The organism is Pseudomonas simiae, from assembly GCF_900111895.1.
In the GTDB taxonomy this organism is placed as follows: Bacteria; Pseudomonadota; Gammaproteobacteria; order Pseudomonadales; family Pseudomonadaceae; genus Aquipseudomonas; species Aquipseudomonas simiae.
Genome location: NZ_FOKB01000006.1, coordinates 341,850 through 363,512, shown reverse-complemented (window position 1 = coordinate 363,512; position 21,663 = coordinate 341,850). Strand labels below are relative to the sequence as shown.

The following is a 21,663-nucleotide window of genomic DNA, read 5'->3' as shown; positions in this document are numbered from 1 at the left end:
CAAGATCCGTGGCGCCACCGAAGACATCACAATGTCCAGCGTGCCGAGCATTCGCGCCCTCGACGAATTCACCCAACTGACCCTGCGCCTGCGTGTGTTGTCGTACCGCCTGCTGACCAACCGTGAGCCGGAGGTTCAGCAAAAAACCCTGGAAGCCTTTGAAGTGCGTAATCAGCAGATTCGCACGGCCCAGGGCATCTACGAAAAACTCATCGAGAGCAGCGAAGAGCGTGCGGCCTACGACGACTACGTGCGCCTGCTTGGACAGTACCATCAGATTGAAGAACGCATGAAGAGCCTGTCGCGGGCCAATCAGGTGGAAGAGCTGCGCAGCCTGCTCAATAACGAATTGCTGAGCAACTCCGAGCAGGTCAACGCAGTGCTTACCCGTCTGCTGGACATCAATAACAAGATGGCCCTGGCCACCAATAAGGACGCCGAAGACCAGTACAACATGGCCTTCAACATGGTGGTGAGCCTTCTGGTGATCGCCACCCTGCTGACGCTGCTGTTCGCCTGGCTGCTGACCCGCAGTATCACCCTGCCGATTTCCCAGGCATTGGAAGCGGCCGAAGAAGTGGCCGAAGGCAACCTGACGCGGCCGATCAAGGTCGACGGCAGCGACGAAGCCGGGCGCCTGCTGGCCGCCATGGCCAAGATGCAGGACAAGCTGCGCGACACCCTGCAACGCATTGCCGGGTCCGCGACCCAGCTGGCGTCTGCTGCGGAAGAGCTGAACGCCGTCACCGACGAAAGCGCCCGTGGCCTGACCCAACAGAACAACGAAATCGAACAAGCCGCCACCGCGGTGAATGAGATGACCAGTGCCGTCGAAGAAGTCGCCCGCAATGCGGTGAGCACGTCCGAAGCTTCGCGCAACGCCACCACCTCCGCCGGTGATGGCCGTGACCTGGTGCAGGAAACGGTCAGCGCCATCGAACGCATGAGCGGCGACGTGCAAGCCACGGCCACCCTGATTGGCGACCTGGCCAATGAGTCGCGCGACATCGGCAAGGTGCTGGACGTGATTCGCGGCCTGGCCGACCAGACCAACCTGTTGGCCCTGAACGCAGCGATTGAAGCGGCGCGTGCCGGTGAAGCCGGTCGCGGTTTTGCGGTGGTGGCCGATGAAGTGCGCGCCCTGGCCCATCGCACCCAGCAATCGACCAGCGAAATCGAGCGGATGATCGGCAGCATCCAGGCCGGCACCGAGCATGCGGTGGACTCGATGCGCAACAGCACGGAACGCGCCGAATCGACGTTGAATATCGCCAAAGGTGCCGGGATGTCGCTGGATACCATCAATACGGCAATTGTCGAGATCAATGAACGCAACCTGGTGATCGCCAGCGCGGCGGAAGAACAGGCCCAGGTGGCACGGGAAGTGGACCGCAACCTGGTGAACATCCGTGACCTGTCAGTGCAGTCGGCGACCGGCGCCAGCCAGACCAGTGCAGCGAGCAGTGAGCTGTCGCGCCTGGCAGTGGATCTGAATGGGATGGTCGGCCGGTTCCGTCTCTAAAATCGGATTCGCCTGACGACGCCTATCCCTGTGGGAGCTGGCTTGCCTGCGATAGCAATGTGTCAGCCAGCGCCTCTAGCGCCTGACACGCCGCCATCGCAGGCAAGCCAGCTCCCACATTTGGCTTTGCGCAAATCAGAAAAAGCTTTTTGACAGCGCAGCAATTCAACAGGTTAGAATCGCTGGCACGCAGACTGCATGGTCAGTTTGCGCCCCGTCCTGTTTGCTTATGGAGTACTGCCTTTGAATGCGACGACCATCAACAGCCTGTTCTTGATCGGCGCGTTGCTGGTGAGTGCGAGCATTCTGGTGAGTTCTCTCTCGTCCCGCCTGGGTATCCCGATATTGGTGATCATCCTGGCCGTGGGCATGGTCGCCGGCGTCGATGGCGGCGGCATCATCTTCGATAACTACCCAACCGCCTACCTGGTGGGCAACCTCGCCCTGGCCGTGATCCTGCTCGACGGCGGTTTGCGCACACGGGTGGCGAGTTTCCGCGTGGCACTCTGGCCGGCGTTATCGCTGGCCACGGTGGGGGTGTTGATTACCACCGGCCTCACGGGCATGGCCGCGGCCTGGCTGTTTGACCTCAATCTCATCCAGGGCCTGCTGATCGGCGCGATTGTCGGCTCTACGGACGCCGCGGCAGTGTTCTCGCTGCTCGGCGGCAAGGGCCTCAACGAGCGGGTCACTGCCAGCCTGGAAATCGAATCCGGCAGCAACGACCCGATGGCGGTATTCCTCACCGTCACCTTGATCGACATGCTCGCCAGCGGCCAGACCGGCCTGCACTGGAGCCTGCTGACGCACCTGGTGCGCGAGTTCGGCATCGGCGGCGTGGTCGGCCTGGGCGGCGGCTGGTTGATGCTGCAGATGGTCAACCGCATCAACCTGGCCACCGGCTTGTACCCGATCCTGGTGATCGCCGGTGGCCTGTTCGTGTTCGCCGTGACCAACGCCCTGCATGGCAGCGGCTTCCTCGCCGTGTACCTGTGCGGCCTGGTGATCGGTAACCGCCCGGTGCGCAGCCGTCATGGCATTCTGCATATGCTCGACGGCATGGCCTGGCTGGCGCAGATCGGTATGTTTCTGGTGCTGGGCCTGTTGGTCACCCCCCATGACTTACTGCCCATCGCACTGCCGGCCCTGGGCCTGGCGCTGTGGATGATCCTGTTTGCGCGGCCGTTGTCGGTGATGGTCGGCCTGCTGCCCTTCAAGGCCTTCCATGGGCGCGAAAAAGCCTTTATCGCCTGGGTTGGCCTGCGCGGCGCGGTCCCGATCATTCTGGCGGTGTTCCCGCTGATGGCCGGCCTGCCCCATGCGCAGCTGTACTTCAACCTCGCGTTCTTTATCGTACTGGTGTCGCTGCTGGTGCAGGGCACGAGCCTGCCGTGGGTGGCCAAGCTGCTCAAAGTCACCGTACCGCCGGACCCGGCACCGATCTCCCGTGCAGCGCTGGAAGTGCACGTCACCAGCGAGTGGGAGCTGTTCGTCTACCGCCTGGGCGCGGAGAAATGGTGCATCGGCGCTGCCCTGCGCGAGCTGAAAATGCCCGAAGGTACGCGGATCGCCGCGCTGTTCCGTGGCCAGCAACTGCTCCATCCGTCGGGTAGTACCGTGCTGGAAGTCGGCGATTTGCTCTGCGTGATCGGCCACGAACACAACCTGCCGGCACTGGGCAAACTGTTCAGCCAGGCCCCGCAACGCGGTCTCGACCTGCGTTTCTTCGGCGACTTCGTGCTGGAAGGCGACGCCCAGCTGGGCGCGGTTTCGGCGCTGTACGGCCTGAAACTGGAGGGCATCGACCCCGATATGCCGCTGAGCAGCTTCATCACCCAAAAAGTCGGCGGCGCCCCCATCGTCGGCGACCAGGTGGAGTGGAACAATACCATCTGGACCGTCGCGGTCATGGATGGGAACAAGATCGGCAAAGTGGGCGTCAGATTCCCCGAAGGAAGTCGCCCGGGCCCCGGTCTCTTCCTCTAAACTGCGGGGCGACGACGCCCCCGATTCTTCACCTTGCAAGACCGGTCTCTATGCCTACCCTGCGCACGTTCCTCGCCACTGCCCTGCTGGGCCTGACCCTTTGTGTCGGCACCGTTCACGCGGCCGACCCGCCCAGCGCCGACGCCATCCAGCAAACCCTGGACAAGTTGCCCGACCGCAAGCTGCCCGACGCCGACATGAAGGCCCTGCAGACCATCCTGCAGCAGACCCTGACGTACCTGGGCAACAAGCAGGATTACGAGCAGCGCCTGGTCGACCTCAAACGCCAGCTGGAAGACGCGCCGCGCCAGACCGCTGATAACCAGCGCGAACTGACCCGGCTCAAGGCCACCAAAATCGTCCCGGTCGCCCAGCGCTACGCCACTTTGCCGGTGCCGCAGCTTGAGCAGTTGCTGGTGCAGCGCACCACCCAGCAAGGCGACCTGCAAAAAGAACTGGCCGACGCCAACAGCCTGTCCATTGCCGCCCAGACCCGCCCCGAGCGCGCCCAGACCGAGATCAGCAGCAGCCAGACGCGCATCCTGCAGATCAATTCGATCCTCAAGGCCGGCAAAGACAACGGCAAAACCCTCAGCGGCGACCAGCGCAACCAGCTCAACGCCGAACTCGCGGCCCTTAGCGCGCTGATCCCCCTGCGCCGCCAGGAACTGGCCGGCAACAGCCAACTGCAAGACCTGGGCAACAGCCAGCACGACCTAGTGATGGAGAAAACCGCGCGCCTGGAACAAGAGATCCAGGACCTGCAGACCCTGATCAACCAGAAGCGCTTGGCCCAGTCCCAACAAACGGTGACCCAACAGTCCATCGAAGCGCAAAAGGCCGGCGGCAGCAGTCTGCTGGCCACCGAGAGCGCAGCCAACCTGAAGCTGTCCGATTACCTGCTCAAAAGTACTGACCGCCTCAACGACCTGACCCAGAAGAACCTGAAAACCAAGCAGCAACTCGACACCGTGACCCAGAGCGACTCGGCCCTGGACGAGCAGATCAACGTGCTCAAGGGCAGCCTGCTGCTGTCCAAGATCCTCTATAAACAGAAACAGGCCTTGCCGCGCCTGACAGTAGACCGCGACCTGGCGGACGACATTGCCAACATTCGCCTGTACCAGTTCGAGGTCAACCAGCAACGTGAACTGATCAGCTCCCCCAGCGCCTATGTGGATAACTTGCTGGCCAACCAGTCGCCGGAAGACGTCACCCCGCAGTTGCGCCGCACCTTGCTGGAACTGGCGATCACCCGCAGCGACCTGCTGGAGCGCCTGAGCCGCGAGCTGAGCGCGCTGCTCAACGAATCCATCACGCTGCAACTGAACCAGAAACAACTGCTCAGCACCGCCACTACCCTGCGGGCGACGCTGGATGAGCAGATGTTCTGGATCCCCAGCAACAAGCCGCTGGACACCGAATGGCTGGAAACGGTCCCGGCGCACCTGAGCAAGCAAGTCGCCACCTTGCCCTGGGCTTCCAGCGTCAGCGAACTGTATGACGGCCTGACCCAACGCCCGCTGCTATTCCTGCCCCTGCTGCTGTTGATTGGTGCCCTGCTGTGGCGCCGTAAAAACCTGTATCAGCGCCTGAACAAGGTGCACCTGGACATCGGCCACTTCAAACGTGACAGCCAGTGGCACACGCCACAGGCCATCCTGATCAATATCCTGCTGGCGATGCCGGTGTCCCTGGGTTTGGCGCTGTGCGGCTACGCGTTGCAGATCGACGCTCGTGGGCAAAACGCCAACCTCGGCTCGGCCCTGCTGCAGATCGCCCAGGCCTGGCTGGTGTTCTATACCGCTTATCGCATCCTGGCGCCGGGCGGCGTGGCCGAACTGCACTTCCGCTGGGAAAAGCCCCAGGTCGAATTCCTGCAAGGTTGGGTGCGCAAGCTCGGGTTAGTGGTGCTGGCGCTGGTGGCCGTGGTGGCCATCGCTGAACACCAACCGGCGGCGCTCGCCGACGACGTGCTGGGTATCGGCGTGGTACTGACCTGCTACGCGCTGATGGCCTGGCTGCTCGGCCGCCTGTTGCTCAACAGCCCCACTCATGAAAAGGCTTCGCTGTTTCGCAAGGCCGTGGGCCTGTTGTTTACCGCGCTGCCGGTCGCGCTGTTTATCGCCGTGTGCTTTGGCTACTACTACACCGCGCTCAAGCTCAGCGATCGCCTGATCAACACCCTGTACCTGCTGATGTTCTGGCTGGTGATCGAAGCCACCTTCGTTCGCGGCCTGGGCGTTGCCGCCCGGCGCCTGGCCTACGCGCGTGCCCTGGCCAAACGCCAAGCCGCCAAGGAAGCCGGCGACGGCGAAGCGGTGATCGAAGAACCGACCCTGGACATCGAACAGGTCAACGAACAGTCCATGCGCCTGATCCGCCTGGCCTTGCTCGGCGGCTTTATCGCGGCGTTGTACTGGGTGTGGTCGGACCTGATCTCGGTATTTTCGTATCTGGATAACGTCACGCTGTACGAATACACCAGCGGTACCGGCGCCAATATCAGCATGGTCCCCATCAGCATCGGCGACTTGCTCGGCGCCTTGATCATCATCGGCATCACCTTCGCGCTGGCGCGCAACCTGCCCGGCCTGCTTGAAGTCCTGGTGCTGTCCAAGCTGGATCTGGCCCAGGGCAGCGCCTATGCGACCACCACGTTGCTGTCGTATGTGATTGCCGGCGTCGGTTTCGTCTCCACCCTGTCCACCCTCGGCGTGAGTTGGGACAAGTTGCAATGGTTGGTGGCGGCGCTGTCGGTGGGGTTGGGCTTCGGCATGCAGGAGATTTTCGCCAACTTCATTTCCGGCATCATGATCCTGTTCGAGCGCCCGGTGCGGATCGGCGACACCATCACCATCGGCAACCTGTCGGGCACGGTGAGCAAGATCCGCATCCGCGCCACTACGATCACTGACTTTGATCGCAAGGACATCATTGTCCCGAACAAGACCTTCATTACCGGGCAACTGATCAACTGGTCGCTGACCGACACCATCACCCGCGTCACGTTGAAGCTGGGTGTGGACTACGGCTCCGACCTGGACCGCGTGAAGGAACTGCTGCTCAAGGCCGCCCGCGACAACCCACGGGTACTCAAGGAGCCGGAGCCCCATGTGTACTTCCTCAACTTCGGCGAAAGCACCCTCGACCACGAACTGCGCATGCACGTGCGCGACCTCGGCGACCGTAACCCGGTGATCGACGAAGTGAACCGCTTTATCAATCGCGAGTTCAAGAAAGAGCACATCAACATCTCGTTCCGCCAGATGGAGGTCTACCTCAAGAACCTCCACGGCCAGGAATACAAATTGGTGGAGGTCGACACCCCGGCCAAGCCCGCCAACGACGGCGGTGTGCAGGAACCGCCGCCGAGCAAACTCGACTAACGCCGTTATCCCCAGCAGAATGCTCGGACATTCTGCTGGAGATGGCCGGTGAAAGCCCTCGACGAACTGACCTTCGACAACCGCTTCGCACGCCTGGGCGACGCGTTCTCGACCCACGTATTGCCTGAGCCCCTCGACGCACCGCGCCTGGTCGTGGCGAGCACGGCCGCCATGGCCCTGCTCGATCTTGATCCCGCCGTTGCCGAAACACCGGTGTTCGCCGAGCTGTTCGGCGGCCACACGCTGTGGGCCGAGGCCGAACCGCGGGCGATGGTCTATTCCGGGCATCAGTTCGGTGGCTACACCCCGCAACTGGGCGATGGCCGCGGGTTGTTGCTGGGCGAGGCGTACAACGAGGCCGGCGAGCACTGGGACCTACATCTGAAGGGCGCCGGGATGACGCCTTACTCACGGATGGGCGATGGGCGCGCGGTATTGCGCTCGTCCATCCGCGAGTTCCTGGCCTCCGAAGCACTGCACGCGCTGGGCATCCCCAGCAGCCGTGCGCTGTGCGTGATCGGCTCCGACACCCCCGTGTGGCGCGAGAAGCAGGAGCGCGGCGCGATGGTGTTGCGCATGGCGCACAGTCATATCCGCTTCGGCCATTTCGAATACTTCTACTACACCAAAAAGCCCGAGCAGCAGGCACTCTTGGCCGAGCATGTACTGAACCTGCACTACCCCGAGTGCCGTGAACAACCTGAGCCGTACCTGGCGATGTTCCGTGAAATCGTCGAGCGCAACGCCGAACTGATCGCAAAATGGCAGGCTTATGGCTTCTGCCATGGCGTGATGAACACCGACAACATGTCGATCCTGGGCATCACGTTCGACTTCGGGCCGTTTGCGTTCCTGGATGACTTTGACGCGCATTTCATCTGCAACCACTCCGACCATGAAGGGCGTTACTCCTTCAGCAACCAAGTGCCGATTGGGCAGTGGAACCTCAGTGCATTGGCACAGGCGTTGACGCCGTTTATCAGCGTCGATGCTTTGAAAGAAGCGCTGGGCTTGTACCTGCCGCTGTATCAGGCCAATTACCTGGATTTGATGCGCCGCCGCTTGGGGCTGACCACCGCCGAAGACGATGACCAGAAGCTGGTGGAGCGCTTGTTGCAACTGATGCAGAACAGCGGCGTGGATTACACCCTGTTCTTCCGCCGCCTGGGGGATGAATCGGCGGCGCCGGCGGTGACGCGACTGCGCGATGACTTTGTCGACCTGGCCGGGTTTGATGCCTGGGCTGAGCAGTACAAGGCCCGTGTTGTGCGGGATGGGGAATATAGCCAAGAGCAACGCCGTGAGCGGATGCACGCAGTGAACCCGCTGTACATCCTGCGCAACTACCTCGCGCAGAACGCCATCACTGCAGCCGAGTCAGGGGATTACAGCGAAGTCCGGCGGCTGCACGAGGTGCTGTCCAAGCCGTTTGAGGAGCAAGCGGGGATGGAGCAATACGCACAGCGGCCGCCGGATTGGGGCAAACACCTGGAAATCAGCTGTTCCTCATAGGCGCTGTAGTGGGCGGGCTTGTCTTGCGCGGTTCGGGGCTGCATTTACCTTGATAAATGTCAGCGTCGGCTCCAAATTGGACTTATTGGCCATACCCTAGGAGCCCTCCCGATGTCCGAACCGCTTGTAATCCCCTGCCCCCATTGCAACGGCCTTAACCGCATCCCCGGCGAACGCCTGAGTGACGCGCCCAAATGCGGGCGCTGCAAGCAGCCGGTGTTGTTGAGCAAGCCTTTCGAACTGAAACAGGGCGACTACGCCAGCCAGATTAAGGGCGACCTGCCGTTGCTGGTGGATGTGTGGGCCGACTGGTGCGGGCCGTGCAAGTCGTTCGCGCCGGTGTTTGAGCAGGCGGCCGGACAGTTGCAGGGCAAGTGCCGATTGGCCAAGCTCGACAGCGAGGCCAATCAGCAGCTGTCGGCGCAGTTGGGGATTCGCTCGATTCCCAGTTTGATTCTGTTCAAGAACGGCCGCGAAGTGGCGCGTCAGAGCGGGGCGTTTCCGTTGCCGCAGTTGATGAACTGGTTGCGTAGCCAGGGCGTGTAACGCGGTCAAATGTGGGAGCGGGCTTGCCTGCGATGGCAGTGTTGAATTCACTACAGCTATCGCAGGCAAGCCCGCTCCCACATGGACCGTGTTTCAGCCTCAGGTTAGTGGGGCTTCGCGGTCCATCATCTGGCCGACCAGCATTACGCCGAGTTCGCTTAATTGGTGAATGGCCAAGGCCACGTCGCGGTGTTCGCCGCTGAGGTCGTTGGACAGGTTGAGCAACAAGGTGCGGACGGAGGAGAAGGTTTCGTAGCTGTTGAGGACGAGGGTTTCGGTGGGGAGGTTGGGCGCCACATTGAAAAGACGAATAGACATGCATTTGTTCCCTGATAGGGCCACCACCTTTTCGCTACTAAACGAAGGGCGGTAGCTGTACGCAGGTTAGTAGACCGGGGAACAAAGCAAAGACCGGCGCACCCGAAAGTGCCCTGCGCACAGCCACCATCATATAGGCGATATGCCGCCATGCTTTGGGAGCGGTGTAACTGCTTTGGTCGGTTGGGCTACTAAACCCGATCACTGAACATTCAGCGACCCGGGAACCTTAGAGACGCCCACCCAGACGCACAAGCCGGGCGATTCTGGCTTACCTGTAGGCAACGTTACAAGGCACAACCCCTATTGCCAGACCCGTCCTACAGCCCCCGTGGGAAAAATCCAACTCCAGCTGCAGGAATGCGATACACATGTGGGAGCGGGCTTGCTCGCGAATGCGGTGTTTCAGTCTGTACATCTGAAACTGACACACCGCATTCGCGAGCAAGCCCGCTCCCACAAGGGTTTTGTGTTGTCGTTCAGATCACGCGTTTTCCAGCAGGTTATGCAGCTCGACAAACTGCTGCGTCAGCTTATGCCGCGGGTCCAGGTGGATCAGGGGCTTGTTCTCCTGGTGCGACTCGCGCATGCGCACCGAGCTGGCCAGGTACACCGGTAACACCGGCAGGCCCTCGGCAATCAACTCCTCCAGCATCTGCTGTGGCAGACTCGCCCGCGCCTGGAACTGGTTGACCACGATGCCTTCCACTTCTAGGCCTTCGTTATGGTCTTCCTTCAGTTCTTCAATCTCAGCCAGCAGGCCATACAGGGCTTGGCGCGAGAAGCTGTCGCAATCGAAGGGGATCAGTACACGATCAGCGGCAATCAGCGCCGAAACCGCATAAAAATTCAATGCTGGCGGGGTGTCCAGGTAAATCCGGTCGTAATCTTCGCTCAGCTCATCCAACAGCTTTCGCAGCTTGTTGATCTTGTGCTTGGCCTCGAGCTTGGGCTGCAGGTCCGCCAGTTCGGCGGTGGCGGTGATCACATGCAGGTTGTCGAAGGGCGTCTCGTAGATATCTACTCGGTTTTTCTTCGAAAAAGGCCCGGAAGACAGGGTCTGCTTGAAAAATTCGGCAATGCCCATCGGTATATCGTCGCCGGTCAGCCCAGTGAGGTACTGGGTTGAGTTGGCTTGTGCATCGAGGTCCACCAACAGGGTTCGATAGCCTTCGCTGGCGCTGACTGCCGCCAGGTTGCAGGCAATGCTGGACTTGCCAACGCCGCCTTTTTGATTGAACACCACGCGCCGCATGGAAAAACCTCCGTGTATCAATGAATGCTCGAGTGTAGAGGGCTTAAGCGAATGTTCGCTACCTCGTTCATCCACCCCCGACAAACGAACAGGAAGGGTCTGACAATCCAAATCGGCGAGGGGTAAAGGACAATCCGTAAATAATCCCAACCAAATTGTAATCAGCCGTGAACAATTTTTTACCAATATTTGCTAGAACCCCACGGCACCGGGATAATGCGCACCACTCGGCTATTGCTCCCTGTCCCGGTATTCGGGGCCAAAAGCCGCACATGGAAGCCCGCAGGGGCGGGATAACTTCTCAGTGATCACTTTCAACATCGCCCAATGGCGCGCCTGGGCCCCAGGGCTTGATAGCGTGGACGACTGGCGCGCCTGGTGCCAGGCCCCGGTGTTACTCCCTGCCAGCGATGCCTGCCCTGACGTGTCATTTTTGCCGGCCATGCAACGCCGCCGCCTGAGCCGCCTGGCGCGCATGGCCTTCAGCGTGGGCTGGCCACTGGCCGAGAGCCTGCAGGACCTGCCGTTGGTGTTTATTTCCCGACACGGCGAGACCCCGCGCACCCTCGATATTCTCAGCGATCTGGCCAACGAGCAGCCGCTGTCGCCGACCCAGTTCAGCCTGTCGGTGCACAACGCGGTGATTGGCCTGTGGTCGATCCTGCGCAATGAGACCAGCGAAATGACAGCCCTCGCGGCCGCAGGTGACGGCCTGGAGCACGGCATGCTCGAAGCGGCGGCCTTGCTCAACGAAGGCGCACCCGCGGTCTTGCTGGTCATCACCGAAGAACAGCCGCCCGAAGCCTACGCCAGCTGGATTGTGGACGTGCCGTTTCCCTATGCCCTTGGTCTGCTGCTGACGCCGGGCGACGAGTGGCAGTTGGAACTGAGCAGCGCCAGTGTCCAACTCACTCAAACCCAGTGGCCCCACGCCCTGAACCTGCTGCGCACCCTGCTCACCGAACAGGTCGCCTGCCAACATGCCTGGAAGAACCGTGTATGGAACTGGCAACGCAAGCCCTGAACGACAAACCTCGGGATGCCTATTACTGGCGCCTGTTCGCCACCGCCGCCAGCTTCGCTCTGTTCGGCTTCGGTGGCCTGTGCCTGCGTTTGCTGGTGTTCCCGTTGCTCAGTTGCCTGCCAGGGGACGCTGCAAAACATCGCAGCCGCGCCCGCCATACGATCAGTTGGCTGTTCTGGTTCTTTATCCGCCTGATGCAGCGCGCCGGCGTGCTCACCTACAGCGTCGAAGGCACGGAAAAACTCGGCCGCCCAGGCCAGATGATCATCGCCAACCACCCGTCGCTGATCGACGTGGTGTTCCTGATCGGCTTGGTGCGCCAGGCCAACTGCGTGGTCAAGCAGAGCCTGTGGCAGAACCCCTTCACCCGTGGGCCGGTGCGCGACGCGGGTTATATCAGCAACGACGGCAGTGCCGAAATGCTCGATGCGGCGGCTGATGCCCTGCGTGGCGGCCAAACCCTGATCATCTTTCCCGAAGGCACCCGCACCACACCCGGCGCAGCGCCTGCCTTTCATCGCGGCGGCGCCGCCATTGCGCTGCGCGGTGCGACAATCATCACTCCCGTGGTGATCAAGGTCAGCCCCACGACGCTGACCAAGGCCGAACCCTGGTATCGCATCCCAAAATGCCGCGTGCACTTCAGTTTGCGGGTGGGTGCCGATATAGAACCACAGGCGTTCGCAACACTGGGGCCCCCACCCCAGGCCTCACGCAAGCTCAACGATTACCTGCATCACTATTTTATTAAGGAGCTCGCCGAAGATGAGCGACCAACACCGCCTTGAGCACGACATAAAGATGCTGATCATCGAGGCCTTGGGCCTGGAAGACATCAGCGTCGACGACATCGGTAGCGAGCAAACCCTGTTCGGCGAAGGCCTCGGCCTGGATTCGGTAGACGCCCTGGAATTGGGCCTGGCGATCCAGAAAAAGTACGGCATCAAGATCGACGCCGACGCCAAGGACACCCGCAATCACTTCACCAACGTGGCCAGCCTTGCGGCGTTCGTCACGGCCAGACAGGCAGCTTGAGACCGGACCATGCAAACTCGTGACGATATTTTCAACACCTTGCGCGACGCCTTGGTGGAACTGTTTGAACTGCCGCCGGAACGCGTCACCCTTGACGCCAACCTTTACCAGGACCTGGAAATCGATAGCATCGACGCCGTCGACTTGATCGACCATATCAAGCGCCAAACCGGCAAGAAGATCGCCGCCGAAGAATTCAAGGCCGTGCGTACCGTGAACGACGTGGTTGAGGCGGTGTACCGTCTGGTCCAGCCGGCCGCATGAGCCGGCTGATCGGCCTTGGCCTGTTGTTGGCGGGGCTGCTGTACCCCTTTGCGGTGTATTACGGCACCGAACACTTCGCACCGTGGCAATTCGGGCTGCTGCTGGGCGGCCTGTGGCTGCTGCGCGCGCTGACCGGTGCGCGACGCCCCGGCAGCCGCTGGATGGCGTTGGCCGTGATGGTGTTCTGCCTGTTGCTGGCCTGGTTCGACAACCCGCACCTGCTGCGCTGGTACCCGAGCCTGGTCAGCGGGTTTATGTTGGCGCTGTTCGGCCTGAGTCTCAAATACGGCCCGCCGATGGTCGAGCGCCTGGCGCGCATGACCGACCCGGTGTTGCCCGCGCAAGCCATTGTGTATACCCGCCAGGTCACCGTGGTGTGGAGTGTGTTTTTTCTGTGTAATGGCCTGCTCGCCGCCGCCCTCACCCTGTGGGCGCCGCTGAGCTGGTGGACGTTGTACAACGGCCTGATCGCCTACGGGCTGATGGGGCTGTTGTTTGCCGTGGAATGGCTGGTACGACAAAGGGTTCGAGGCCGCGTATGAATGGGTTGAAACTTGAGCACTTGCTGCTTGAGCCGCTGGAACAGCGTCCGGTCACCACCGAACCTGCAATGGATCATGCCCAGCTGTGGGCGCAGTCCTTGAGCCTGGCCGCAGGCCTGCAAGCGCGCGGCATCCAGCGCCTGGCCGTGTACCTGGAAGATGCAGGCCTGCTCACGATTGCCCTGCTGGGCGCCTGGCGCGCCGGGGTCAGCGTGCTGCTGCCCGCCGACCTGCAACCTCAGACCCGTCAGCGCTGGGACGCCGCCGTTGACGCCTGGCTGACCGAAGCAGCTGACCTGGACGCACTGTTTCAAACACCACTGAGCCCCGCCGCCCTCGATCTGGACAGCTGCCAACTGAGCCTGTGCACCTCCGGCTCCAGCGGCGAGCCCAAGCGCATCGACAAGACACTGCGCCAGCTGGCTAATGAAGTCGAGGCACTGGAAACCCTGTGGGGCCCGGACCTAAAAGACGCGTGCATCATCGGCAGCGTTGCCACTCAACATATCTACGGCTTGCTGTTCCGAGTGCTCTGGCCGCTGTGCGCCGGACGTACCTTTGTGCGCAAGCAACTGGCCTTCCCCGAAGATTTGCAGCGCGCCAGCCGCGAGCACACGCATTTTGCCTGGGTCGCCAGCCCGGCGCTGCTCAAGCGCATGGGCGACAACCTCGACTGGCCGGCGCTAAGCCAAGTGTCACGGGTGTTTTCCTCCGGCGGCGCACTGCCCGTGGAAGCCGCCGGCAGCCTTTATGACCGCTTGCAGCAATGGCCGACAGAGATCCTCGGCAGTTCGGAAACCGGCGGTATCGCCTGGCGCCAGGGTGCGCAGCCTTGGCAGCCGTTTGCCGACGTGCACCTGAGCCAGGATGCCGACGGCGCCCTGCGCATTGCTTCACCGTATCTGCCTGAAGGGCACATCGAACAAACCGCCGACGCTGCACGTATCCATGCCGATGGCCGCTTCGAGCTGCTGGGTCGTCTGGATCGCATCGTCAAGCTGGAAGAAAAACGCATCTCCCTGCCCATGCTGGAACACGCGCTGATGACCCACCCGTGGGTCGCGGAAACCCGCCTGGGGGTGGTGCAGGAAAACCGCGCGTCCCTTGGCGCCCTGGTGGTACTGAGTGACGAGGGCCTGCATGCGTTGCGCAATCAGGGCCGTCGCACGCTCACGCAAACCCTGCGCCAACACTTGAGCCAACATTGCGAAGCCCTGGCACTGCCGCGGCGCTGGCGGTTACTGCGCCAGCTGCACCTGAACAGCCAGGGCAAACTGCCCCAGGCGCAAGTCGAGGGGCTCTTGTTGGCATCACGACCGAAAGCCCCGGAAGTACTGGAGCAGGTCGAAGCCAACGGCGAATGGACCTTGCAACTGAGCGTCCCGCCAGACCTGGCCTACTTCAGCGGGCACTTCCCGGTCACCCCCGTGTTACCGGGGGTGGTGCAGGTGGAGTGGGCGTTTAATCTGGGTCAGCAGTTGCTCGACTTGCCGGCAACGTTTGCCGGGATGGAAGTACTCAAGTTCCAGCAACTGGTGCGGCCGGGCGACGCTATCGAATTGCATCTGCGGTTTGATGCGCAACGCGGCAAGTTGTATTTCGCCTATCGCAACGGTGTTGCGGCCTGCTCCAGCGGTCGGATTGTGCTGGAGAGCGTCAATGCATAACCCCTGCGCCCTGATCCCGGTCTACAACCACGAAGCGGCCGTGCCCGCCGTGGTCCGCAGCCTGTTGAACAGTGGCCTGCCTTGCCTGTTGGTCGACGACGGCAGCAGCCCGGCCTGCGCAGCGGTTCTGGCGCAACTGGCGACGATCGACAACGTCACCCTACTGACCTTGCCCACCAACCAGGGCAAGGGCGGTGCAGTGATGGCCGGGTTCCGCGAAGCCGCACGCCTGGGCTTCAGCCACGCCCTGCAAGTCGACGCCGACGGCCAACACGACCTGCGCGAAGTCGAGACCTTCCTCGACACCTCGCGCCGTCACCCCGATGCCATTATCTGCGGCTACCCCGAATACGACGACAGCGTGCCCAAAGGCCGCCTGTATGCGCGCTACCTGACCCACGTGTGGGTGTGGATCAACACCTTGTCGCTGCAGATCCGCGACTCGATGTGCGGCTTTCGCGTGTACCCGCTGGCACCGGTGCTGGCGCTGATGGACTCGGCCTACATCGGCACGCGCATGGACTTCGACTCCGACATTCTGGTGCGCCTGGCCTGGCGCAACCAGCCAATGCGCTGGCTGCCGACCCAGGTGCACTACCCCGCCGACGGCCTGTCGCACTTCCGGTTGTTTCGTGACAACGTGCGCATCTCAGCCATGCACACCCGGTTGTTTTTCGGCATGTTGGTGCGGGCGCCGATGATCCTGTGGCGACGGTGGCAGGCATGAGCGACAGCAGCAAACACTGGGCCGACCGCGAGGAACGTGGCAGTTATTGGCTGATGAAGCTCACCGCCTTCGCCGCCAAAGTCCTCGGCCGACGTTTGTTGAGCCCGGTGCTGTACGGCATCGTCCTGTACTTCTTCCTGTTTGGCCGCACCGCGCGCCAGAGCGCCTGGCAATACCAACAGCGCCTGGCCGACTGGAGCGGGCGCGGTGAACTGCGCCCCACTCACTGGAAAGTCTTTGGTCAGTTCATGGCGTTTGCCGACTCGCTGCTCGACAAACTCGACGTGTGGAACGGCAAGCTGCGCCTGGAGCAGATCGAGATCAACGACCCGGCGCAATTGCGCGGACAACTGCGCGGCGAACGCGGGCAGATGCTGGTGGGCGCGCACCTGGGCAACCTGGAAGTGTGCCGCGCTCTTGCCGAGATTGGCGAGCAGGTCACCATGAACGTGCTGGTGCACACCAAGCACGCCGAGCAATTCAATCGCCTGCTGGGCGAAGCCGGGGCGACCCATTTGCGCCTGATCCAGGTCAGCGAGCTGGACCCGGCCACCATGCTGCTGCTCAGCCAGCGTCTGGACGACGGCGAGTGGCTGGCGATTGCCGGCGACCGCGTGCCGCTGCACGGCGGGCGCACGGTGCGCGTAGACTTCCTCGGCCATGACGCCGCCTTCCCCCAAGGCCCGTGGCTGCTGGCCGGTTTGCTCAAGTGCCCGGTAAACCTGCTGATGTGCCTCAAGCACAACAGCCGCTATCGCCTGAGCATTGAGCCTTTCGCCGACATGATCGAATGGAAACGCAATACCCGCGAGCAGATCATAGCCCTGTGGACCGCGCGCTACGCCGCGCGCCTGGGCCAGTTCTGCCTGGAAGCGCCCCAACAATGGTTCAACTTTTACCCTTTCTGGAAGACCGATGACGACGCATCTTGAGCCGGTAACCTTTGGCGAACGCGCCTTGCGCATCGAAGACGTGCTGGCCCTGGCCAACCGTCAGGCGCCGACCCAATTGCAGAGCGATGCCGCGTATCGCCAGCGCATTGCCAAGGGCGCGCAGTTCCTCGACTCGCTGCTGGACAAGGAAGGCGTGATCTACGGCGTGACCACCGGCTACGGCGACTCCTGCGTGGTGGCGGTGCCGTTGCAGCACGTCGAGGCCCTGCCCCGTCATTTGTATACCTTCCACGGGTGCGGCCTGGGCAAGTTGCTCGATGCCCAAGCCACCCGCGCGGTGCTGGCCGCAAGGTTGCAGTCGCTGTGCCACGGCGTTTCCGGTGTGCGCGTGGAGTTGCTGGAGCGCCTGCATGCGTTCCTCGAACACGACGTGCTGCCGTTGATCCCGGAAGAAGGCTCGGTGGGCGCGAGCGGTGATCTGACGCCACTGTCCTACGTGGCGGCGACCCTGTCCGGCGAACGCGAAGTGATGTTCCGTGGCGAACGCCGCCAGGCGATCGACGTGCACCGTGAGTTGGGCTGGGAACCGCTGGTCCTGCGCCCCAAGGAAGCCCTGGCGCTGATGAACGGCACCGCGGTGATGACCGGCCTGGCCTGCCTGGCCTTCGCCCGCGCCGACTACCTGCTGCAACTGGCCACGCGCATCACCGCGCTGAACGTGGTGGCGTTGCAAGGCAACCCGGAACACTTCGACGAGCGCCTGTTCGCCGCCAAGCCGCACCCGGGGCAGATGCAAGTCGCCGCGTGGTTGCGCAAGGACCTGGCGATCGATGCGCCAACCGCGCCGCTGCACCGTCTGCAGGATCGCTATTCGTTGCGCTGTGCGCCCCACGTCCTCGGCGTATTGGCCGACAGCCTGAACTGGCTGCGCTCGTTCATCGAGATCGAGCTCAATAGCGCCAACGACAACCCGATCATCGACGCCGAAGAAGAACGCGTGCTGCACGGTGGGCACTTCTACGGCGGGCATATCGCTTTCGCCATGGACAGCCTCAAGACACTGGTGGCCAACGTCGCCGACCTGCTCGACCGTCAGCTCGCGTTGCTGGTGGACGTGCGCTACAACCACGGCCTGCCGAGCAACCTCTCCGGCGCGCCGGCCGACCGCGCGATGATCAATCACGGCTTCAAGGCCGTACAGATCGGTACCAGCGCCTGGACCGCCGAGGCATTGAAAAACACCATGCCGGCCAGCGTGTTCTCGCGCTCTACCGAGTGCCACAACCAGGACAAGGTAAGCATGGGCACCATCGCCGCCCGCGATGCGATCCGCGTGCTGGAACTGACCGAACAGGTCGCCGCCGCCACGCTGCTCGCCGCCAACCAGGGCGTGTGGCTGCGGGCCCAGGCAGAGGATGCACGGCCGTTACCGCCAGCACTGGCGGCGATGCACGAAGCACTGGCCAAGGACTTCCCGCCGGTCATCGAAGACCGTGCGCTGGAAGGCGAATTGCGCCTGTGCCTGCAACGTATCGCCGAGCAACACTGGAGGCTGCATGCGTAGCCAAGGCGTGCTGCATTGCGACACTGAAATCCTCGTGCCGTTTTTTGACGTCGACACCATGAACGTCGTCTGGCACGGGCATTACGTCAAGTACCTGGAAGTCGCGCGCTGCGCGTTGCTGGACAAGATCGGCCACAACTACACGGCGATGCTCGAGTCGGGCTACGCCTGGCCGGTCATCGACATGCAACTGCGCTACGTGCGCGGCGCCGTGTTCGGCCAGACGGTCAACGTGCGCGCCAGCCTGGTGGAGTGGGAGAACCGCTTGAAGGTCAATTACCTGATCACCGACCTGGCCAGCGGCGAGCGCTTGACCCGCGCCAGCACCGTGCAAGTCGCCGTAGAAATCGCCAGCCGCGAGATGCAGCTCGCCTCCCCCAAAGTCTTCACCGACACCGTAGAAAGGGCTTTGAAATGAGGTCACATGTGGGAGGGGGCTTGCCCCCGATGGACGTCAACGATAAGGCGATCCGCCTGACACTACGCGGCGCCCTCAGGCTCTTCGCGAGCAAGCCCGCTCCCACCTTGATCGCGTTAATCCTGCTATTGGGCATTCCAAGTCTGGCCCATGCCTTCGACTTGCAGCAGCTGAGCGACCAACTTGCAAAACCCTCAGTGATCCACGGCAGCTTCACCCAGGAAAAACACCTGCGTGCCCTGCCCCAACCCTTGGTCAGCAAAGGCTCCTTCGTCCTCGCCAAGGACCACGGCCTGCTGTGGCTGCTGAAAACCCCGCTGCAACAGGACTACCGCATCAGCCCCCAGGGCATTGCCCGCCGCGACACCAATGGCTGGCAACTGCTGCCGAACAAGAGCGCCGGCGCCGAGCAGAACCGTCTGTTCCTCGCCGTGCTCCAGGGCGACAGCAGCGGCTTGCAGCGTGACTTCGAATTGCAGCTGCAAGGCGAGGCCAAACAGTGGAAGCTCACGTTGATCCCGCGCTCACTGTTGCTCAAGCAAGTCTTCACCCAGATCAACATCGACGGTGGTGACTTGGTGCAAACCATCGAACTGCTGGAAACCCAAGGCGACAGCACCGTGCTGCGTATGCAGGACAGTACCGCCAGCCAGCCATTGAGCGACGCGGAGCAACACGACTTTGCCCAGTGAACGCCTGCTGCCGCGCCTGTTCCTGATCCTGCTGGTCGCGGTGCTCGCCCTGGCCGGCTGGCAGTGGCGCCATGGCGCGCCGTTGTCCGCCAACCTGATGGAGCTGGTGCCGGGCAACACGCCGGACGCCCTGGAGCAGCAAGCGGAACAGCGTATGCAGGAGCCGCTGAACCGCGAGCTGCTGGTATTGGTAGGCCATGCCGACCGCCAGCAAGCCGTGGCCGTCGCGCAGCAATTGGGCGAACACTGGCAGGCCAGCGGGTTGTTTGAAAAAGTGCAGTGGAACCTGCAAGCCGATTTGCCGGCGCTGCGCGAGCAATTGCTGCGCGGTCGCCTGGCGATGCTCTCGGCCAAGGACCGCGAGCAACTGATCGAGCACCCCGACGCGTTTATCCAGGAGCGCGTGCAAGCCCTCTTCGACCCCTTTACCGGCTTCAGTTTGGTGCCAAGCCAGGATGACTGGCTGGGCCTCACCGGGCGTATCCAGAACAGCCAGCCGCAACAGGGTTCGGTGCAGTTGGATATCGGCAGCGGCGCACTGATCGCCGATGCCGACGGCAAGAGCTGGGTGCTGCTGCGTGCGCGCACCACCGGCAATGCCTTCGACATGAAACTGCCGCTGCAGGTGGCGGATCTGCTTCAGGCCAGTCGCACCCAAGCCAGCGCACACGGTGCGCAACTACTGGCAGCCAGCGGCTTGCTGTACGCCGCCAATGGTCAGCAGCAAGCCACGCGGGAAATCACCTGGGTCGGCGGCGGCGCTACCGTCGGCATCCTGTTGTTACTGTTGCTCGCATTCCGCCGCTGGCGCGTGTTGCTGGCCTTTGTGCCGGTGCTGGTGGGCATGCTGTTTGGCGCGGTGGCCTGTGTAGCGCTGTTCGGGCATATGCATGTGATGACCTTGGTGCTCGGTTCCAGCCTGATCGGCGTAGCGGTGGATTACCCGCTGCACTACCTGTCGAAAAGCTGGAGCATGCGCCCATGGCGCAGCTGGCCGGCGTTGCGCCTGACCTTGCCCGGCCTGAGCCTGAGCCTGGCGACCAGTTGCATCGGTTACCTGGCGCTGGCCTGGACGCCATTCCCGGCGTTGACGCAAATCGCGGTGTTCTCCGCTGCCGGCCTGGTCGGCGCCTACCTGTCCGCCGTGTGCCTGTTGCCGGCGCTGCTCAAAGGCGTCGAGTTGCGCCCGGCGCAGTGGCCGCTGCGCATCGCTGAATGCCTGTGGCGGGTGCGCGAATCGCTGCTCAAGCGCGTACCGAGCCCCGTACTGCTGGCGCTGGTGCTGCTGTTTTGCGCCGGTGGGCTGTGGCACCTCAACAGCAAAAACGATATCCGCCAATGGATCGGCGCGCCGCCGCAATTGCTGGAAGAAGCACAGGCCGTCGCGCGGATTACCGGGTTCCAGCCCACCAGCCAGTTTTTCCTGGTGCGGGCGCAGGATGAGCGGCAGTTGCTGGAGCGCCAAAGCGCACTGGCGCAGCGCCTGGATCAATTGGTGAACATGGATAAGCTCAAGGGCTATCTGGCGCTCAATCAACTGGTCAGCCTGCCCGCCGAGCAGCAACAACTGCGTGATGCCTTGAACACACTGACGCAACACTGGCAGCCATTGCTGGCCCTTGGCGTACCGGCCAGCGCCCTGCAAGCCGAGGTGACGCAACTGCAAGCGTTGCCTACGCAAACTATCGAGGCCGCACTGGTAGGCCCATTGGCCGAGCCTTGGCGCACCTTGTGGCTGGGCCCGGTGGACGGCGGCGTGGCGGCGATGGTCAGCCTGCAAGGCCTGAACAACCCGGCGCTGCTGCGGGTGCAAGCGGTGGATTTACCCGGCGTGCAACTGGTGGACCGCCTGGGTGACTTGAACCGGGTGTTCGCCGACACACAGATCAGCGCGGCAGAACTGAAGTTGATGTCCTGCGTGTTGATTGTACTGTTGCTGATCCTGCCGTTCGGCTTCGGCGGTGCCTTGCGCATCGTCGCGCTGCCGCTGCTTGCTGCGCTGTGCAGCCTGGCCAGCCTCGGTTGGCTGGGTCAGCCGCTGACGCTGTTCAGCCTGTTTGGCCTGCTGTTGGTCACGGCGATCAGCGTCGACTACGCGATCCTGATGCGCGAGCAGATTGGCGGCCCTGCGGTCAGTCTATTGGGAACATTGCTGGCGGCGCTGACAACCTGGCTGTCGTTTGGTCTGCTGGCCGTATCCAGTACACCGGCAGTGAGTAATTTCGGCTTATCGGTCAGCCTGGGACTGGCATTCAGCTTTATGCTGGCACCCTGGGCCGGGCAACAGAAACACGCCTTATGAATGTGAT

Annotated in this window: 19 protein-coding genes; 17 read left to right on the top strand and 2 right to left on the bottom strand. The window is 62.5% G+C overall.

Annotation, left to right across the window (positions count from 1 at the left end):
- From BMZ57_RS20450 to trxC, 5 genes are all read left to right on the top strand, one after another.
- Window positions 1-1,522: methyl-accepting chemotaxis protein (locus tag BMZ57_RS20450; protein ID WP_074900619.1), on the top strand; the 1,522-nt coding region annotated here is incomplete at its 5' end.
- Window positions 1,523-1,765: 243 nt separating this feature from the next.
- Window positions 1,766-3,508 (top strand): potassium/proton antiporter, encoded by a 1,743-nt coding sequence (locus tag BMZ57_RS20445; RefSeq protein WP_010213704.1) that lies wholly within the window; start codon window positions 1,766-1,768, stop codon window positions 3,506-3,508.
- A 50-nt stretch (window positions 3,509-3,558) separates the two neighbouring features.
- Window positions 3,559-6,897: a mechanosensitive channel MscK gene (gene mscK / locus BMZ57_RS20440; RefSeq protein ID WP_010213705.1), complete on the top strand. Its 3,339-nt coding sequence runs from the start codon at window positions 3,559-3,561 to the stop codon at window positions 6,895-6,897.
- Between the two features lie 48 nt (window positions 6,898-6,945).
- The gene (gene selO / locus BMZ57_RS20435) at window positions 6,946-8,409 is read left to right on the top strand and encodes a protein adenylyltransferase SelO (RefSeq protein WP_069672815.1); all 1,464 of its coding nucleotides are present in this window, start codon (window positions 6,946-6,948) and stop codon (window positions 8,407-8,409) included.
- Between the two features lie 111 nt (window positions 8,410-8,520).
- The gene (gene trxC, locus BMZ57_RS20430) at window positions 8,521-8,955 is read left to right on the top strand and encodes a thioredoxin TrxC (protein ID WP_010213707.1); all 435 of its coding nucleotides are present in this window, start codon (window positions 8,521-8,523) and stop codon (window positions 8,953-8,955) included.
- A gap of 99 nt (window positions 8,956-9,054) precedes the next feature.
- Here trxC and BMZ57_RS20425 read toward each other — a convergent pair whose 3' ends face one another.
- Both BMZ57_RS20425 and BMZ57_RS20420 read right to left on the bottom strand, forming a co-directional pair.
- Window positions 9,055-9,273 (bottom strand): DUF6124 family protein, encoded by a 219-nt coding sequence (locus BMZ57_RS20425; protein ID WP_010213708.1) that lies wholly within the window; start codon window positions 9,271-9,273, stop codon window positions 9,055-9,057.
- A gap of 484 nt (window positions 9,274-9,757) precedes the next feature.
- Window positions 9,758-10,528: a ParA family protein gene (locus tag BMZ57_RS20420; RefSeq protein ID WP_010213709.1), complete on the bottom strand. Its 771-nt coding sequence runs from the start codon at window positions 10,526-10,528 to the stop codon at window positions 9,758-9,760.
- Between the two features lie 304 nt (window positions 10,529-10,832).
- On the opposite strand from BMZ57_RS20420, the gene BMZ57_RS20415 reads away from it, so the two are divergent.
- The 12 genes from BMZ57_RS20415 to BMZ57_RS20360 are packed head-to-tail and all read left to right on the top strand — an operon-like array spanning window position 10,833 to window position 21,656.
- Window positions 10,833-11,552 (top strand): beta-ketoacyl synthase chain length factor, encoded by a 720-nt coding sequence (locus tag BMZ57_RS20415; RefSeq protein ID WP_010213710.1) that lies wholly within the window; start codon window positions 10,833-10,835, stop codon window positions 11,550-11,552.
- Window positions 11,528-12,340: a lysophospholipid acyltransferase family protein gene (locus tag BMZ57_RS20410; protein ID WP_010213711.1), complete on the top strand. Its 813-nt coding sequence runs from the start codon at window positions 11,528-11,530 to the stop codon at window positions 12,338-12,340. The genes BMZ57_RS20415 and BMZ57_RS20410 overlap by 25 nt, the downstream gene beginning before the upstream one ends.
- Window positions 12,318-12,587, top strand: coding sequence for a phosphopantetheine-binding protein (locus tag BMZ57_RS20405; RefSeq protein ID WP_010213712.1), 270 nt, complete (start codon window positions 12,318-12,320; stop codon window positions 12,585-12,587). The genes BMZ57_RS20410 and BMZ57_RS20405 overlap by 23 nt, the downstream gene beginning before the upstream one ends.
- A gap of 9 nt (window positions 12,588-12,596) precedes the next feature.
- On the top strand, window positions 12,597-12,851 hold the full coding sequence (locus BMZ57_RS20400) for an acyl carrier protein (RefSeq protein WP_003187949.1): 255 nt from the start codon (window positions 12,597-12,599) through the stop codon (window positions 12,849-12,851).
- Window positions 12,848-13,393 (top strand): COG4648 family protein, encoded by a 546-nt coding sequence (locus BMZ57_RS20395; RefSeq protein WP_042571365.1) that lies wholly within the window; start codon window positions 12,848-12,850, stop codon window positions 13,391-13,393. The genes BMZ57_RS20400 and BMZ57_RS20395 overlap by 4 nt, the downstream gene beginning before the upstream one ends.
- Complete coding sequence (locus BMZ57_RS20390) at window positions 13,390-15,060, top strand: acyl-CoA synthetase family protein (protein ID WP_069672816.1); 1,671 nt, start codon at window positions 13,390-13,392, stop codon at window positions 15,058-15,060. The genes BMZ57_RS20395 and BMZ57_RS20390 overlap by 4 nt, the downstream gene beginning before the upstream one ends.
- The gene (locus BMZ57_RS20385; RefSeq protein ID WP_042571363.1) at window positions 15,053-15,787 is read left to right on the top strand and encodes a glycosyltransferase family 2 protein; all 735 of its coding nucleotides are present in this window, start codon (window positions 15,053-15,055) and stop codon (window positions 15,785-15,787) included. Before BMZ57_RS20390 ends, BMZ57_RS20385 begins: the two co-directional genes overlap by 8 nt.
- A complete protein-coding gene (locus BMZ57_RS20380; RefSeq protein ID WP_021493272.1) occupies window positions 15,784-16,719 on the top strand; it encodes a lysophospholipid acyltransferase family protein in 936 nt (311 codons plus the stop codon). The genes BMZ57_RS20385 and BMZ57_RS20380 overlap by 4 nt, the downstream gene beginning before the upstream one ends.
- Window positions 16,703-18,244 carry an HAL/PAL/TAL family ammonia-lyase gene (locus BMZ57_RS20375; RefSeq protein ID WP_010213722.1) on the top strand — a complete coding sequence of 514 codons (1,542 nt, stop codon included), beginning with the start codon at window positions 16,703-16,705 and terminating at the stop codon, window positions 18,242-18,244. The genes BMZ57_RS20380 and BMZ57_RS20375 overlap by 17 nt, the downstream gene beginning before the upstream one ends.
- Complete coding sequence (locus BMZ57_RS20370; protein WP_069672817.1) at window positions 18,237-18,662, top strand: acyl-CoA thioesterase; 426 nt, start codon at window positions 18,237-18,239, stop codon at window positions 18,660-18,662. The genes BMZ57_RS20375 and BMZ57_RS20370 overlap by 8 nt, the downstream gene beginning before the upstream one ends.
- A gap of 29 nt (window positions 18,663-18,691) precedes the next feature.
- On the top strand, window positions 18,692-19,354 hold the full coding sequence (locus BMZ57_RS20365) for an outer membrane lipoprotein carrier protein LolA (protein ID WP_069672818.1): 663 nt from the start codon (window positions 18,692-18,694) through the stop codon (window positions 19,352-19,354).
- The gene (locus BMZ57_RS20360; protein ID WP_010213728.1) at window positions 19,344-21,656 is read left to right on the top strand and encodes an MMPL family transporter; all 2,313 of its coding nucleotides are present in this window, start codon (window positions 19,344-19,346) and stop codon (window positions 21,654-21,656) included. Before BMZ57_RS20365 ends, BMZ57_RS20360 begins: the two co-directional genes overlap by 11 nt.
- Window positions 21,657-21,663: the final 7 nt, after the last annotated feature.

Excerpts from the sequence above, each read along its gene's own strand:
- mscK (WP_010213705.1), top strand. The coding sequence starts at position 3,559 with ATGCCTACCCTGCGCACGTTCCTCGCCACTGCCCTGCTGGGCCTGACC.
- trxC (WP_010213707.1), top strand. The coding sequence starts at position 8,521 with ATGTCCGAACCGCTTGTAATCCCCTGCCCCCATTGCAACGGCCTTAAC.
- BMZ57_RS20425 (WP_010213708.1), bottom strand. The coding sequence starts at position 9,273 with ATGTCTATTCGTCTTTTCAATGTGGCGCCCAACCTCCCCACCGAAACC.
- BMZ57_RS20420 (WP_010213709.1), bottom strand. The coding sequence starts at position 10,528 with ATGCGGCGCGTGGTGTTCAATCAAAAAGGCGGCGTTGGCAAGTCCAGC.
- BMZ57_RS20410 (WP_010213711.1), top strand. The coding sequence starts at position 11,528 with ATGGAACTGGCAACGCAAGCCCTGAACGACAAACCTCGGGATGCCTAT.
- BMZ57_RS20405 (WP_010213712.1), top strand. The coding sequence starts at position 12,318 with ATGAGCGACCAACACCGCCTTGAGCACGACATAAAGATGCTGATCATC.
- BMZ57_RS20400 (WP_003187949.1), top strand. The coding sequence starts at position 12,597 with ATGCAAACTCGTGACGATATTTTCAACACCTTGCGCGACGCCTTGGTG.
- BMZ57_RS20395 (WP_042571365.1), top strand. The coding sequence starts at position 12,848 with ATGAGCCGGCTGATCGGCCTTGGCCTGTTGTTGGCGGGGCTGCTGTAC.
- BMZ57_RS20390 (WP_069672816.1), top strand. The coding sequence starts at position 13,390 with ATGAATGGGTTGAAACTTGAGCACTTGCTGCTTGAGCCGCTGGAACAG.
- BMZ57_RS20385 (WP_042571363.1), top strand. The coding sequence starts at position 15,053 with ATGCATAACCCCTGCGCCCTGATCCCGGTCTACAACCACGAAGCGGCC.
- BMZ57_RS20380 (WP_021493272.1), top strand. The coding sequence starts at position 15,784 with ATGAGCGACAGCAGCAAACACTGGGCCGACCGCGAGGAACGTGGCAGT.
- BMZ57_RS20375 (WP_010213722.1), top strand. The coding sequence starts at position 16,703 with ATGACGACGCATCTTGAGCCGGTAACCTTTGGCGAACGCGCCTTGCGC.
- BMZ57_RS20370 (WP_069672817.1), top strand. The coding sequence starts at position 18,237 with ATGCGTAGCCAAGGCGTGCTGCATTGCGACACTGAAATCCTCGTGCCG.
- BMZ57_RS20365 (WP_069672818.1), top strand. The coding sequence starts at position 18,692 with ATGGACGTCAACGATAAGGCGATCCGCCTGACACTACGCGGCGCCCTC.